This is a genomic window from Psychromonas sp., assembly GCF_047632955.1.
Taxonomy (GTDB): Bacteria; Pseudomonadota; Gammaproteobacteria; order Enterobacterales; family Psychromonadaceae; genus Psychromonas.
The window spans coordinates 1-13,711 of sequence record NZ_JBLIED010000007.1; the positions used below are offsets into that span (position 1 = coordinate 1).

The following is a 13,711-nucleotide window of genomic DNA, read 5'->3' on the forward strand; positions in this document are numbered from 1 at the left end:
GCACGTTTACAAGGCAACACAGGTGAAAACCTGCTTCAATTACTTGAAGGTCGCTTAGACAATGTTGTTTACCGTATGGGTTTTGGTGCAACACGCGCCGAGTCTCGTCAACTGGTTAGCCATAAAGCTATTCTGGTAAACGGTAAAGTTGTAAATATTCCTTCTTTTAACGTTAAAACAAGTGATGTTATCGCAATTCGTGAAAAAGCTAAAAAGCAGTCACGTATTGGTGCAGCACTGGAAATAGCCGGTCAGCGTGAAGTCCCAACTTGGGTAAATGTTGATGCAACGAAGATGGAAGGCGTATTTACTCGTCAACCTGAACGTTCAGATTTATCTGCTGAGATTAATGAACAGTTAATCATCGAGCTTTACTCTAAGTAAAGTTAATTACTATGAGAGGACAAAAATGCAGGGTTTTGTAAAAGATTTTCTAAAACCGAATTTAGTTGGTATCGAACAAGTAAATGCAACTAGAGCAAAAGTGACTTTAGAGCCGTTAGAACGCGGTTTTGGTCATACTTTAGGTAATGCGCTTCGTCGTATCTTGTTATCATCTATGCCGGGTGCGGCAGTAACAGAAGTCGAAATTGATGGTGTACAAAATGAGTACAGCATCAAAGAAGGCGTGCAGGAAGAGATCCTTGAGATTCTTCTTAACCTTAAAGGTCTAGCGGTTAAGCTTGAAGGTAAAAACGAAGTTTTAGTTACTTTAACTAAATCTGGGGCTGGTCCTGTTATTGCTGCTGATATCACTCATGATAGTGATCTTGAGATAGTCAATCCAGAACACGTGATCTGTCATTTAACGGGCAATACTGAAATCAGTATGCGCATTAAAATTGAACTAGGTCGCGGTTATGTCCCAGCTTCATCTCGTATTCATAGTGAAGAAGATAAGTCTGCCAATGGCCGTCTGTTCGTCGATGCCACTTTCAGCCCTGTTGAGCGTATTGCTTACAGTGTTGAATCGGCTCGTGTTGAACAGCGTACCAATTTAGACAAACTTGTTATCGATATGGAAACGGATGGTACACTTGAGCCGGAAGAAGCAATTCGTCAGGCCGCTATGATTTTAGCTGGCCAATTAGACGCATTTGTTGATGAGCGTGTTATAAGTGCACCTGTTGAAGTAGAAGAAAAACCTGAGTTTGATCCTATTCTCTTACGCCCGGTAAATGATTTAGAGTTAACTGTTCGTTCTGCTAACTGTTTGAAAGCAGAATCAATTTACTATATTGGTGACTTGGTACAACGCACAGAAGTTGAACTCCTTAAAATGCCTAATTTAGGCCGTAAGTCATTAACTGAAATCAAAGATGACCTTGTCTCACGTGGACTTTATCTGGGTATGCGCCTGGAAAACTGGCCACCAGCAAGTCTTATTGAAGATTAATCCAATCACACTAATAACGAATTATAAGGATTAGGTTATGCGCCATCGTCAAAGTGGACGTCAACTTAACCGAAACAGCAGCCACCGTCAGGCTATGTTTCGTAATATGGCAATCTCTATTGCTATGCACGAAGTTATCAAAACTACCGTGCCTAAAGCAAAAGAGTTGCGCCGTGTAATTGAACCATTAATTACACTTGCTAAAACCGATAGCGTTGCTAATCGTCGTTTAGCATTTGCACGTCTTCGTGATAATGCAACTGTTGCAAAATTATTTAATGAATTGGGTCCGCGTTACGCGACACGCCCAGGCGGTTACACTAGCATCATTAAATGTGGTTTCCGTACTGGTGACAAAGCTCCTATGGCTTACATCACCTTGGTAGACCGCCCAGTAGTTGCTGAAGACGAAGAGTAAATCCTAGTTTAAAGCGACATTAAAAAAGCCGAACAATTGTTCGGCTTTTTTGTCTGTAAAATTTAGCTGTTAGCCATTAGCTGTTATTAACTTTTCTTTTGCTGCAACTGCCATAAGGCGACATACTCCCCCTGCTGCTCTATCAACTGCCGATGATTTCCCTGCTCTACTATTTGCCCCTCTTTGATCACTATAATATTATCTGCATCGACAATAGTTGATAACCGATGAGCAATCACTAAACTGGTATTATCTTTAGATACCTCGTTAATTGCGGTCATAATTTGTTGTTCACTGTAACTGTCAAGCGATGAGGTTGCTTCATCAAAGACCAGAATAGCCGGCTTTTTTAAAATAGTGCGCGCAATAGCAACGCGTTGTTTTTCTCCTCCGGATAATTTTAAACCGCGTTCACCAACCATCGTTTTCCCGGCATCGGGCAGGCTGTTAATAAAACCGCGCAGGTGTGCCAAGTCGATAGCATGTTCTATTTCAGCGGCACTTGCATCGGGTCGTCCGTAGCGGATATTTTCATGAATAGTATCATTAAATAAAACCGTATCCTGTGGCACTATGCCGATAGCGCTACGCAGGGATTGTTGAGTAACCTCCCGAATATCTTGATCATCAATTAAAATTCGTCCCGCAGTGACATCATAAAAACGAAAAAGCAATTTAACTAAAGTAGACTTTCCGCCACCGCTGCCCCCTACAACGGCCACTTTTTGACCCGGCTTGACCTTAAAGGATATCTTCTTAAGAATGTCACGCTGCGGCTGATAAAAAAAACCGACTTCCTCAAAACTGATTTCACCCTTGGTTATTATCAGCTGCCGAGCACCGGGCAAATCTTCGACCTGAGGTCTTTTTCTTAATAAGGCAAACATTTGTTCGATATTAGCCAGTGAACCGCGGATCTCCCGATACACAAAACCAAGAAAATTAAGGGGCATAAAAATTTGCATGGTAAAGGCATTAATTAATACAAAATCCCCCAGGGTCATTCGGCCATCGCTAACCTGTAGCGCGGCAAGTATCATCATTGCGGTCATTGCCACGGCAATGATGAAAGCCTGCCCGGCATTTAAAGTGAATAACGACAGGCGATTTTTACGCTTTGCCTGCTCCCATTTACCGAGCTCTGCATCATAACGGTTAGCTTCGTAGGCTTCATTGCCAAAATACTTAACGGTTTCATAATTGAGCAGACTATCAATCGCTCGACTGTTACTTGCCGAATCGGCAAGATTTGCCTCGCGAATAAATTCGGTCCGCCATTGTGTTGCTTTTATCGAATAAGCCACATAACTAATGACCGCGAGCAAAATAACCAGCGCAAAACTAAACCCGTAATTAACCAGCAGAATAACCACAACAAAAGAAAATTCTAATAAAGTCGGAATAATATTAAAAATCATAAAGCGCATCACAAAACTAATACCGGAAATGCCGCGCTCCATGTCCCGTGACAAACCGCCCGTTTGCCGGTTTAAATGAAAGTCTAAATCTAAATGATGTAAATGTTTAAAAACTGTTAATCCCACCCGCCTCATGGTGCGTTCGGTGACTCGGCCAAATAAGGTATCACGCAACTCACCAAATAAGACTAATGCCAGTCTTAATAGACCGTAGGCAAAAACTAACATAAGCGGTGCCGCGATCACCTGTAACTCGTTACCATCAAGGTCGTCAACAATGTACTTTAAAATAAAAGGTAAACCGATGGTGGCCACTTTGGCAAAGATTAAACACAATAAGGCTAAAAAAACCCGTACTCGGTATTCACCAAGATAAGGGATAAGTGTTTTGAAAACTGACCAGTTTATCGAATCTGGTGAATCAGTATATTGTTCGTGACGCATTGCAGATCATCCCTTAAAAATTAATTTCCCAACCATAGGAGCTAGCGCCTTGATTGTCAGTAAAATAATGACAAATTAGCGTCTCCGGCTCGTTTAACCTTTCATTAAACGAGCAAGAGCTGCGTGTAAGAGATTTTCTTCGATAGGCTGCTAACGATTATCGACTGCAATATAATCCCGCGCTTGATCGCCACAGTAAATTTGTCTGGGGCGGGCTATCTTTTGATCAGGATCGAGCAGAAATTCTTTCCACTGTGCCAACCAGCCGGCATTGCGCGCAATGGCAAACAAAACCGGGAACATGCCAACGGGGAAGCCCATTGCCTGATAAATCAAACCGGAATAAAAATCCACATTAGGGTAGAGATTGCGGGAAATAAAATAGTCATCCTGCAGTGCAACTCTCTCCAGTTCCAGGGCGACAGCCAGAAGCGGATTAACACCCGTTACTGAAAAAACATCGTTGGCCAATTTTTTACAGATAGTCGCGCGAGGATCATAGTGTTTATAGACACGATGACCAAATCCCATCAAACGGCTCACCTCTCCAGATTTTACCGTTTTAATAAACTCAGGCACGCGATCAACAGAGCCAATCTCCGCTAACATATGCAATACCGCCTCGTTCGCGCCGCCATGCAAAGGCCCATACAATGCAGCGATTGCCGAGGAAGTCGCTGAGAAAGGATCGCTGTAGGAGCTGGCCACCGCACGCATCACGCTGGTACTGCAGTTCTGTTCATGATCCGCATGCAGAATAAAAAGCACATCCAGGGCTTTTTCTAAAATCGGATTTGGCTGGTATTGAAGTTCACTTTTTTTCCACAGCATATTCATGAAATTGCCAACGTAGGAGAGACTTTGATCCGGATAAACATAAGGCAGTCCGAGACTATGGCGATAGGCAAATGCAGCAAGGGTTGGCATTTTCGCCATTAAGCGCCAAATTTGCCTGTCCCGGCAATCTGTTTCATGAATGTTTTTAGCATCAGGGTAAAATGTTGATAATGCCCCCACTGTGCCGACTAAGGTGCCCATAGGGTGTGCCTTATGATGAAAACCGTCGATCAACTTTTTGATATTTTCATGGACAAAAGTATGCTCAAGCACATCTTCATGCCACCCCGCTAACTGAGTTTGGTTGGGCAGTTCACCATTTAAGAGCAGATACGCAGTTTCCAAATAAGTACTGTTTTCTGCTAATTGCTCAATGGAATACCCTCGATAACGAAGTATGCCTTTTTCGCCATCGAGAAATGTCACACTACTTTTGCAGGAAGCGGTATTTGTATAACCCGGATCATAGGTTAACAGGCCAAAGTCTTGTGCAGATACTTTTATTTTCCTTAGGTCAAGCGCACTAATGGATGCCCCGTAATCGGGATAGGTGCCGTATTGAATAGGAATTTCGTAGCTTTTACCCGTGCGGTTATCGGTAATGGTTAGACTCTGTGTCTTCATAATATCGCCCCCTAATTCAATCACAAGTGATTCGAGTTTAAAATAACCAAAGCTATTCAGAATACACTGTGAGTCGTTAGCCAAGATATCAGCATTATTGCAACGCAGTGCTGACTTTCGGGCGAAGTCCCCTAAGGTTAAGTCGATAATCTTAGTTTTCAGAGAGTTGTATTTAAAAACTGACGGATCAACCTTCTGTCTAGGATTCCATTTCTCAACTTACTCATTTATGCATTTTGAGAAGATTTGGCTATAGATGGCTTAAAGTTTAGCTTCTTCTAATTACTTTTCCAGCGAAGGCAGATAACTAAAAAAATAACAAATCAGGATCTACTGACCTGTTTTATGCATTTTGTCCGAGGATATTATGCTGTAATACAACTTGCCATAGCGCAGCGCGATGTTGATAGCGGCCATATGATTTCAAATTCGAAGGTTACCACTTATCTTCTAAGTCATATAAAGAGATTCTGGGTGCCAGAGCGGCATTAATGGCACAGCAAAAAGCAATTATCGCAGCAACCAGAAATCCTATTTGAAAAGCATTAATAATATGTTCCCGTGGGCTGTTTAACAAAAACTCGATGCTCGAATTATCACTGAAATTTGGAATTAACGCATAAATCAAAGCACCGAATAGCGCCGTTCCCATTGATGCACCCAGCGAACGTGACAGTGATGCCATGGAAGTGATTCGTCCTAAATTTGCCTTACCGGCAAGAGATTGAATTAATAGCTGCGTAGAAGGCATTACCGTTCCCAGCCCTATTCCGCAGAAAAACCCTAATCCCGCGATCAACGCGGGCACCGGTGGCAGTAAGCCTAATAACAGAAAGGCGACCGTGGTAATGCTCATGCCAATCACAGGGATCCACTTCGGCACCCCCGTTTTGTGAATTATTTTACCTGTAGTATAAGCGCCGGTAATAGAGCCTATGGTTAGAGGTAATAATAATAAACCTGAAGTTGATGCGTTTGCGCCAAAGCCAATTTGCAGATAAATGGGTAAAAAGAAAATTAATGCAAATAAACAGGCTGCAAATAAAAAAGTAGAAGTTAATGGAATATAGATTTCTTTTTTATATAACAATGTTAGCGGCAAAAAAGAGTGCCGCACTTTTTTTTGTTGGATTAAAAAAACCATGGTCAACAGCACAAAAGTGCCAATAATAATGGCACTTTGTAAAGACAGCCATGCAAACCCATGTCCCCCCGCTGTTAACCAATAAATAAGGGTGGTCATCATGATTGGAAATAAGATAAGCCCGGTCCAATCAATATCCACTTTATTGTGTGTTGATTTTTCCGTGGGTAAAGACCTTAAACGAGAAATAGCAAAGATAACAATCGGAATGTTTACCCAAAATAACCACTGCCACGAAAGATAAGTAACAACGAAACCGCCGATCACCGGACCGCCAATACTGGCAACAGCAAATAATGAAGCAAAATATCCCTGGAATCTGGCGCGTTGACGAGGAGGAACAAATTCACCAATTAATGCCTGAGATAAACTCATCAATCCTCCGCCACCCAGACCTTGTATTATCCGCCCCAGGACCAATACAGACATTGATTGCGCCAATGCAGAAATAATTGAGCCAAGTGAGAAAACAATTAAGGCAACAATCAGCATATTACGACGACTGAAACGATCGCCTAGCCAACCATATATTGGCACCGAGGCCGCTGTTGCCAATAAATAACCAATAATGATCCAAGAGGATAAATGCATGCCGCCTAATTCATTGACAATAGAGGGGGTGGCCGTGGCCAATAACGTTTGATCAACCGCAGCCAACAGCATAGGTAAAAAGACAATTGAAAAAATATGCAGAAAATACTTTTTTGAAACTAATTGTGATGCAGTGCCTGATTGAGAATTAAGCATAGAAGAGTGGACTACCAAGTTAACAACAAAATGACTTTAAGTTTAAATGAATGCTTAATAAAGAGATACTAAACTGTTTATATTACCTAAACTGGCTATGTTAAGTTATTCGGTGCACCTTCAATCACAAAAGCCTCAAAGCGAAATATTTGAATATCCCCACGCCAATAATCCCGAGGCCAGCCCCCTTTTTGTTTCAGTGCGTTCACAAACTCCGCAGCAGTTTTTAAAGAATCCCATACCGAAGGTAAAAATATCGCGCGGTGGTTTGAATCTTTTAATAATAAGCCATCAATACCAACCCGCAATTGATCAACTAATACCCGTTCACCATTATTTGCTAAAGGCTGTAATTCTGACAGAACGGATATCTCAAAACTTAGATTAGACAGCTCCCATTTCTGCAAAGGTTCAAAGCGGCGGTCTTCACAAGCACTGTCATAACTGTAATCACAGACATTTTGCCACAGTGATTTTTCTGCCGTATAAGTACCAATACAGCCACGCAACTTTTTATCTGTGTATAAAGTAACAAAACAGGCTCTGGGGACTAACAATGCTTGTGATTTTGGCGCTGCAGCTTGTAATAAACTTCGGTTCTCAACAGCTTTACCAAGCACTTGCCAAACCAATTGCTTAAGCTCAACCTGCGCTGCACTGTTTAAATTAATATAAGATGAAACTGGCATAACCAACCACCTCCTTTTTACTGCCAAAAGTATCCCCTGAGTTGGCCTTTTTAAGCAGCTTAATAGGCCAGTGCTGTTTTTTAGCATAACTTAGCAGACCATTAACGGCATAACAACCGCAGGCATCTTCGCCTTCTAAATGATGATCATAATTTAGAATATGCTGAATGGTCCTGTTGTCCAAAATTTGAGCTTGTTGATAAGAATGATAATGGCTAAGGTCTGAACTTACGACCACCAGTGTACCCGGTTCATTAACCTCTAATGTTTCTAAAATTTTACAAACTTGTTGTGTTGAACACTGCCCTACCAATATTGGAACAAGCACAAAGTTTTGTAAAGATCCTTGTAAAAATGGCAGTTGCACTTCTAATGAGTGCTCTAACAGATGGGCCTGATCGGAAATGCTCACCAGATTTTTATTCAGTAACTGAACATAAGCGTCTTTGTCTATTGGTATTAATCCAAGTGGCGTAGCAAAACAATCACAGCTGGAAATAGCACAACCCTGCAGGGCAACCCGGTGACTGGGCCCGAGTAAAATAACGCGGTGAATATTATGGGCAATACTTTTAAGATAAGAATAAGCGTAACCGGCAACCGCTCCGGAATAACAATAACCCGCGTGCGGTACAATTAATGCCTTTGCCTGAATTTCAGACGCGAGCGGAGTATTTAAAAAAAGACTAAGCTCTTGATTAATCTGCTCGGCAGTCGCAGGATAAAAACTACCCGCAACTGCCGCGGTTCTGTATTTCATAAACACCTCCGAAAACAGCCCTGTCACAGATAACTGCAAAGCTGATTGAGACTGTTCGATAAGTATAGTCAAACATGAAGTGAATCAATAAGAATTAGAATAGACTGATTTTCTTAAAGGCAGGTTGTTATAGGGTCGCAGGTTATAGAGTCGCAGATGGGAGACTAATACGCCACTCAATGAGTGGCGTTGGTATAAATTAATTTACAAGGTTTGAGCTAATTCAGTCAGTAACTTTTCCTGTTCTTCCGTCAGAGTGGTTGGCGTATTAATGACAACTTTATAAATCAAGTCACCTTTATCAGCATTCTTCATGGATTTAATACCCTTGCCTTTAATGCGAAACTTGCGTCCCGCTTGTGTACCCTTGGGTATTTTAAAGCTGATATGTCCATCAAAGGTCGGAGCTTCTATCGTTCCTCCTAATGCAGCCGTTGGAAAGGAAACGGGTATTAAACAATGCAAGTCATATCCTTGACGCTCAAAAAGCTCATGCTCGATAAGGTTAATTTCGACCAGTAAGTCCCCATTTTCAGCGCCTAAGGTCCCCGGATTACCTTTATTTGCAATGCGAACACTTTGTCCCTCATCAATACCGGCGGGCAGACTTACCTTTAGAGATTGTTCTGTATTCGGGAGTTTAACCTCTTTCTGACAACCATTAATGGCTTCTTCCAGAGTGAGTTTTATGCGATAGCGTAAATCAGATCCCTTTTCAGGTCTTGGTTGATGGCGCTGTCTGAAAATATCACCAAAAATATCATTATAATCACCGGAAGATTGCCCGAATCCACCCTGGCTGTTAAAACCAGAATTTGGACGACGACTGGGATCAAAGGCCTGATGACCAAAATCATCAAATTCCTGTCTTTTTTCCGGATCAGAAAGAATTTCATAGGAAGATTTTACTTCTCTAAAGCTATCCTGTGCGGCAGGATTACCAGGATTACGATCCGGGTGGAATTTCATTGCTAATTTTTTATACGCTTTTTTTATTTCTACATCTGTTGCGCTTTTATCAACACCAAGCACTTCATAACAATCACGTTTTAACATGTTTAATTCTCAAAATTATTATTCTACCTGCTAGAAAACGCAATTATAACTTAGTTGCAGTAAATCTGGTGCAGTGTTTTTCATTGCTACAATAAAAAGGTTAGTAGACCCTAGTCTAAGCATAATTTAAAATGCATCTTCTGATCATATCGGTCATAATTAATAATATATTGTATAGTGGATTGAAGATGCACAATAAACGGCTGGTTTTTGGCCTATTAATCAGTTCATATGGTTAAGGTATAAAATGCAAGCCGTTTTCAGTTTTTGTATTTCAATTTATTTAGCGCTAAGTCCAACCAGCATAAGGTTTCACAATGTTTGTGTATTCTAATTTATTCTCAAATGAAATAATCAATCGTCATTATTTCAAAAAGCACAGCATCATACTTAGCTTAGTGATTCCGCTCGCTATGCTAAATCCCGTTGCTGCACAGGCAGAGGGTTACCCTCTGCCGCAGGACGGTTCACGATTAATTGGTATGCAGCAGGAATATAAAGTTCAACAGGGAGATACGCTTGATGCTGTTACTAAGCTTTATAATGTTGGTCTCATTGCACTGATGGAATCTAATCCCGGCGTTGATCCTTTTTTACCCACTCCGGGAAAAATACTGCAAATCCCAAACCGAATGTTATTACCGGATGTTCCCCATAAAGGTATCGTCATTAATCTGCCCGAACTGCGATTATATTATTTTCCGGCAGGCAAAGATGAAGTTCATGTTTTCCCCATTGGCATTGGCCGTATTGGTCGATCAACGCCGACCATGCAAACCAGTGTCAGGATGAAAATAAAACATCCAAGTTGGACGCCAACGACAAAAAGCCGTACAGAGTATTTTCAACAAACGGGTAAACATTTACCTTCGGTGATAGGGGCCGGAAAAGATAACCCACTGGGTGATTATGCGCTGCAATTAGCATACGGGAAACATGACTATTTGATCCACGGTACTAATAAAGATTTTGGCATCGGCATGCGCGTCAGTGCAGGTTGTATTCGCTTGAATCCCGATGATATTAGCTGGTTATTTCATCAAGTGGCTAACAATGAATCCGTGCAAATAATCAATCAACCGATTAAGGTATCATTAGAGCCGAATGGTGAAAAAATACTTGAGGTTCATTCTCCAATATCAAGAAGTGACGATGACACGGAATTTAGTTTATATTGGACAAACGAAGCGATTAAATTTAACAATCAAGAGGTAATTGATAATGATGAGATGACAGAAGCCTTGTTATTACATCAAGGAATGCCCGTAGTTATAGACAGTAAATAAAAAAAGTTGGTGCAAGCACCAACTTTTTTTATTTTTTAACGCATTATTTCTTATAAGAAGTAGCGATATTATCAATACGTGAGTTTGCACGTTCTGCTTCGCCAGCAACAGTTGACAAATCAGCTTTCATAGATGCTTGGTCAGCTGCAATCATATCAACTTTGTCTGATAATTCACTTACCTGATTAGTAAGGTTAGCCATACTTTTGTCCATTTCATCGTGATTTGAACAACCAGCAAGTAAAACGATTGATGCTACAGCACCAGTAATAAGTAATTTTTTGTTCATAGAAAAAACCTCTTTTTATTGAGTTAGAATAATACCAACATACATTTTTTATGCACTCTGGCTAAGTATGTAATATCTTTACAATTTTGCCAGTTACATGCTCATTTTTTTTAAATTATTTTATTCCCTCACATTAAGTGAGAGGCAAATAATGCCTTAATTAATCTTATAGATCTAGATATATTAAAGCATTATTTTCGATTATATGATTAATAAACCTAATATTTAAGCTCTTTTATACAATTAAAATCACCCACTACAGAAATTATTTTTCAGCATAAAATATCACGTTAAAAATAAAGTTCATGATGAATTTTATTTGCGTTTTAATACTCGTTTCACTCACCAAGTCCCCCCTCAAAAAAATTGATTTTAAAAAGAATTTATTACAATAACCATTTGTAATTATTACATAAAATGCCACAAAAGGGTTTTGCCTAACTTGAACTTCCGGCAACAAATACAAGCTTATCAATCAAATCAATAACAAAGACTGAAACTTTGCATAATGTCCGGGGACTATTGATTATCAGAAGCCTAAATCGATAGTCAGTAAATGACCGTCATTCTCTGCCTTATAATCTACTACACCAGAACAACGTTATGCTCAAAATATAACCGTCTATCACCGCTATAATCTTCGAATCTCAAATTAATTTAGATTAGAGGAAAATAAATAACCATAAAAAGGGGAATAATCTGCAAACCTATGCCACTCATAATATAAAATACAGGTAGAATGCGGGTTGAATATTCTATCTAAGAGAAATAATGGCAAATTTTAGTACCCACCTCAACGTAGCCGCTATATCAACAGGCCTCGCCTCTGCAGTACTATTATCCGCAGGACATATAAATATTAATACTGCTCTGTGGCTGTGGTGCTTAGGAACACTAGGAGGATTATTACCCGACGTCGATGCCGACAACTCCACATCACTTGATATCATTTTTAATATTTTTTCTGTGGTTGCCATATTAATGGTGCTCTATTACATTACCGGAGAGCATTATAAAGAGATTCATTTTATTGAATTGCTGGTAATACCTTTGGCTGTTTACGGAATAATAAAATACTTAATAAGACCTGTATTTGAAAAAATAACAGTACATCGAGGCAGTTGTCATTCGTTGTTATTTTTACTTCTGTGCGCGTTATTAACCATCCAGCTCACTTGGATATTCAATGAAAATTATTTAACCAAGTCGAGTCTTCATGCCTGGCTGTCAGGAGGGTTCATTTTTTTTGGCGGACTCATCCACTTACTTTTGGATGAAATATACAGTGTTGATTTATCTAATCTCAGGATAAAACGTTCCTTTGGTACCGCCTTAAAAATAGCAGATTTTAAAAATAAAAGTGCTACGATGATAATGTTATCTGCGGTCATTGCCCTCGGTTATATTACGCCAGAAAGCGGCTCTATGATGAATACATTAACAGACTGGTCAACCTTTAAAGTTTGGTGATTGCAGCGCAGCGGGCTTTGCTTGTATTGAGCTTAAAAAAGGGAGAAGCTGTCAAGCGACTCCCTATTTTGGTCTAATAGCCCACCATTATTGACCTAACATATCAAAAAAAGCTTCCTTACTCTTATACACGCCAAAAAATCCATTTTGATGGATAAAAATAGCATTATCATCGTCATTTAACTTAGGATGGCCCATCACAAAACTATTTTTTTTGTCGGACGGAATTTGAATACACCACTGATTTTTTTCTTTTACAAACCAAAGCACGTGGGTGATTTCTGTATATTTACTTTCACCGTGAACCAGATCAGGCCAGCTAGGGGCATATTCACTTAAGATTAAAACCTTATTTTTTCCAATTTCCTTAACCTCAGATACGGCAATGATTTTTGCAGATCGTTTAAGTTGGAGCTGCTTTTTTTGCAAATGAGTGAGAAATTTCAAAGCCATTTTAAACGCATCATAAAATGCCAATTGTTGTTGTTTTTCATTAAATAGATCAGCACAGTTGTAGGCAGCAATAATCGCCGTAAAAGAGAAATCGGACATTTTTTCGATTCCGCAATCATGTTTATCAATTGCCAGTACAAAAGCATCTATTTCAGGACTCTCCTCGCAGGTTTTCTGTTTGATCCATGACCATACCATTCCGACACTTGAAACCTGCCCGTCTTTAATTTGATGATGATCAAAACGGCAAGTTTTAATATCATGGATTCCGCCAACATCTAAAACGATATCGGCTTGTTTAATAAGATCAATATTCCGCGTACGGATTATTTCAAGTTGATTGCTGTCAACTATTTTATAAAGCAATAACAAGGCCACCGCAGTCACTTCGTCGGCATGAAACGAACCGTCATGAGTGACTAATTGACTTTTTTTGATGGTCATATTCTATCCCTCTTTTAATGATTGATTAGTTAAGCCTCGCTGCCAATCGTTGTGCTGTTTGTGATCTTGCTTGATAGTTTACCCTGTAATAATTGATTCGAGTTCAGTAAAAAAATAAACACGATTGTTTATTTAACTTAACTTTTGTGTAACATATGAAATATAATCAGTGCTACCTTTTAAAAAATATTGTAAATAACCGCATTGTTGCGGTTAAAAAAAGTAAATTTATATTG

General features: G+C 39.9%; 13 protein-coding genes. 5 read left to right on the forward strand and 8 right to left on the reverse strand.

From position 1 onward, the window contains the following. The 3 genes from rpsD to rplQ all read left to right on the forward strand — a co-directional run. A partial coding sequence (gene rpsD / locus ACJAZP_RS06650) for a 30S ribosomal protein S4 (protein ID WP_415229958.1) occupies window positions 1-384 on the forward strand: 384 nt, incomplete at its 5' end. Between the two features lie 25 nt (window positions 385-409). Further along, window positions 410-1,396: a DNA-directed RNA polymerase subunit alpha gene (locus ACJAZP_RS06655; protein WP_415229959.1), complete on the forward strand. Its 987-nt coding sequence runs from the start codon at window positions 410-412 to the stop codon at window positions 1,394-1,396. 37 nt (window positions 1,397-1,433) lie between these two features. Next, a complete protein-coding gene (gene rplQ, locus ACJAZP_RS06660; protein ID WP_415229960.1) occupies window positions 1,434-1,814 on the forward strand; it encodes a 50S ribosomal protein L17 in 381 nt (126 codons plus the stop codon). Window positions 1,815-1,900: 86 nt separating this feature from the next. On the opposite strand, the gene ACJAZP_RS06665 is transcribed toward rplQ, so the two are convergent. From ACJAZP_RS06665 to ACJAZP_RS06690, 6 genes are all read right to left on the reverse strand, one after another. Next, window positions 1,901-3,676, reverse strand: coding sequence for an ABCB family ABC transporter ATP-binding protein/permease (locus ACJAZP_RS06665; RefSeq protein WP_415229961.1), 1,776 nt, complete (start codon window positions 3,674-3,676; stop codon window positions 1,901-1,903). Window positions 3,677-3,826: 150 nt separating this feature from the next. Further along, window positions 3,827-5,137, reverse strand: coding sequence for a citrate synthase (locus ACJAZP_RS06670; protein WP_415229962.1), 1,311 nt, complete (start codon window positions 5,135-5,137; stop codon window positions 3,827-3,829). Window positions 5,138-5,573: 436 nt separating this feature from the next. After that, a complete protein-coding gene (locus ACJAZP_RS06675; protein WP_415229963.1) occupies window positions 5,574-7,028 on the reverse strand; it encodes an MDR family MFS transporter in 1,455 nt (484 codons plus the stop codon). 95 nt (window positions 7,029-7,123) lie between these two features. Then, window positions 7,124-7,717, reverse strand: coding sequence for an AmmeMemoRadiSam system protein A (gene amrA, locus ACJAZP_RS06680; RefSeq protein WP_415229964.1), 594 nt, complete (start codon window positions 7,715-7,717; stop codon window positions 7,124-7,126). Beyond that, window positions 7,695-8,477: an AmmeMemoRadiSam system protein B gene (gene amrB, locus ACJAZP_RS06685; RefSeq protein ID WP_415229965.1), complete on the reverse strand. Its 783-nt coding sequence runs from the start codon at window positions 8,475-8,477 to the stop codon at window positions 7,695-7,697. Before amrB ends, amrA begins: the two co-directional genes overlap by 23 nt. 204 nt (window positions 8,478-8,681) lie before the next feature. Then, the gene (locus ACJAZP_RS06690) at window positions 8,682-9,533 is read right to left on the reverse strand and encodes a DnaJ C-terminal domain-containing protein (RefSeq protein ID WP_415229966.1); all 852 of its coding nucleotides are present in this window, start codon (window positions 9,531-9,533) and stop codon (window positions 8,682-8,684) included. Window positions 9,534-9,850: 317 nt separating this feature from the next. Here ACJAZP_RS06690 and ACJAZP_RS06695 point away from each other — a divergent pair, with 317 nt between their 5' ends. After that, the gene (locus ACJAZP_RS06695; RefSeq protein WP_415229967.1) at window positions 9,851-10,819 is read left to right on the forward strand and encodes a L,D-transpeptidase family protein; all 969 of its coding nucleotides are present in this window, start codon (window positions 9,851-9,853) and stop codon (window positions 10,817-10,819) included. A gap of 43 nt (window positions 10,820-10,862) precedes the next feature. Here ACJAZP_RS06695 and ACJAZP_RS06700 read toward each other — a convergent pair whose 3' ends face one another. Further along, a complete protein-coding gene (locus ACJAZP_RS06700; RefSeq protein ID WP_415229968.1) occupies window positions 10,863-11,108 on the reverse strand; it encodes an Lpp/OprI family alanine-zipper lipoprotein in 246 nt (81 codons plus the stop codon). Window positions 11,109-11,879: 771 nt separating this feature from the next. Here ACJAZP_RS06700 and ACJAZP_RS06705 point away from each other — a divergent pair. Then, entirely contained in the window at window positions 11,880-12,578 is a 699-nt protein-coding gene (locus ACJAZP_RS06705; RefSeq protein ID WP_415229969.1) for a metal-dependent hydrolase, read from the forward strand. An 87-nt stretch (window positions 12,579-12,665) separates the two neighbouring features. Here ACJAZP_RS06705 and ACJAZP_RS06710 read toward each other — a convergent pair whose 3' ends face one another. Next, a complete protein-coding gene (locus tag ACJAZP_RS06710; protein WP_415229970.1) occupies window positions 12,666-13,475 on the reverse strand; it encodes an MYG1 family protein in 810 nt (269 codons plus the stop codon). Between the last annotated feature and the right edge of the window lie 236 nt (window positions 13,476-13,711).

Bases quoted from the DNA above. Each gene is read 5' to 3' on its own strand.
- ACJAZP_RS06665 (WP_415229961.1), bottom strand. From the start codon at position 3,676: ATGCGTCACGAACAATATACTGATTCACCAGATTCGATAAACTGGTCA.
- ACJAZP_RS06675 (WP_415229963.1), bottom strand. From the start codon at position 7,028: ATGCTTAATTCTCAATCAGGCACTGCATCACAATTAGTTTCAAAAAAG.
- ACJAZP_RS06690 (WP_415229966.1), bottom strand. From the start codon at position 9,533: ATGTTAAAACGTGATTGTTATGAAGTGCTTGGTGTTGATAAAAGCGCA.
- amrB (WP_415229965.1), bottom strand. From the start codon at position 8,477: ATGAAATACAGAACCGCGGCAGTTGCGGGTAGTTTTTATCCTGCGACT.
- ACJAZP_RS06695 (WP_415229967.1), top strand. From the start codon at position 9,851: ATGTTTGTGTATTCTAATTTATTCTCAAATGAAATAATCAATCGTCAT.
- rplQ (WP_415229960.1), top strand. From the start codon at position 1,434: ATGCGCCATCGTCAAAGTGGACGTCAACTTAACCGAAACAGCAGCCAC.
- amrA (WP_415229964.1), bottom strand. From the start codon at position 7,717: ATGCCAGTTTCATCTTATATTAATTTAAACAGTGCAGCGCAGGTTGAG.
- ACJAZP_RS06670 (WP_415229962.1), bottom strand. From the start codon at position 5,137: ATGAAGACACAGAGTCTAACCATTACCGATAACCGCACGGGTAAAAGC.
- ACJAZP_RS06655 (WP_415229959.1), top strand. From the start codon at position 410: ATGCAGGGTTTTGTAAAAGATTTTCTAAAACCGAATTTAGTTGGTATC.
- ACJAZP_RS06705 (WP_415229969.1), top strand. From the start codon at position 11,880: ATGGCAAATTTTAGTACCCACCTCAACGTAGCCGCTATATCAACAGGC.
- ACJAZP_RS06710 (WP_415229970.1), bottom strand. From the start codon at position 13,475: ATGACCATCAAAAAAAGTCAATTAGTCACTCATGACGGTTCGTTTCAT.
- ACJAZP_RS06700 (WP_415229968.1), bottom strand. From the start codon at position 11,108: ATGAACAAAAAATTACTTATTACTGGTGCTGTAGCATCAATCGTTTTA.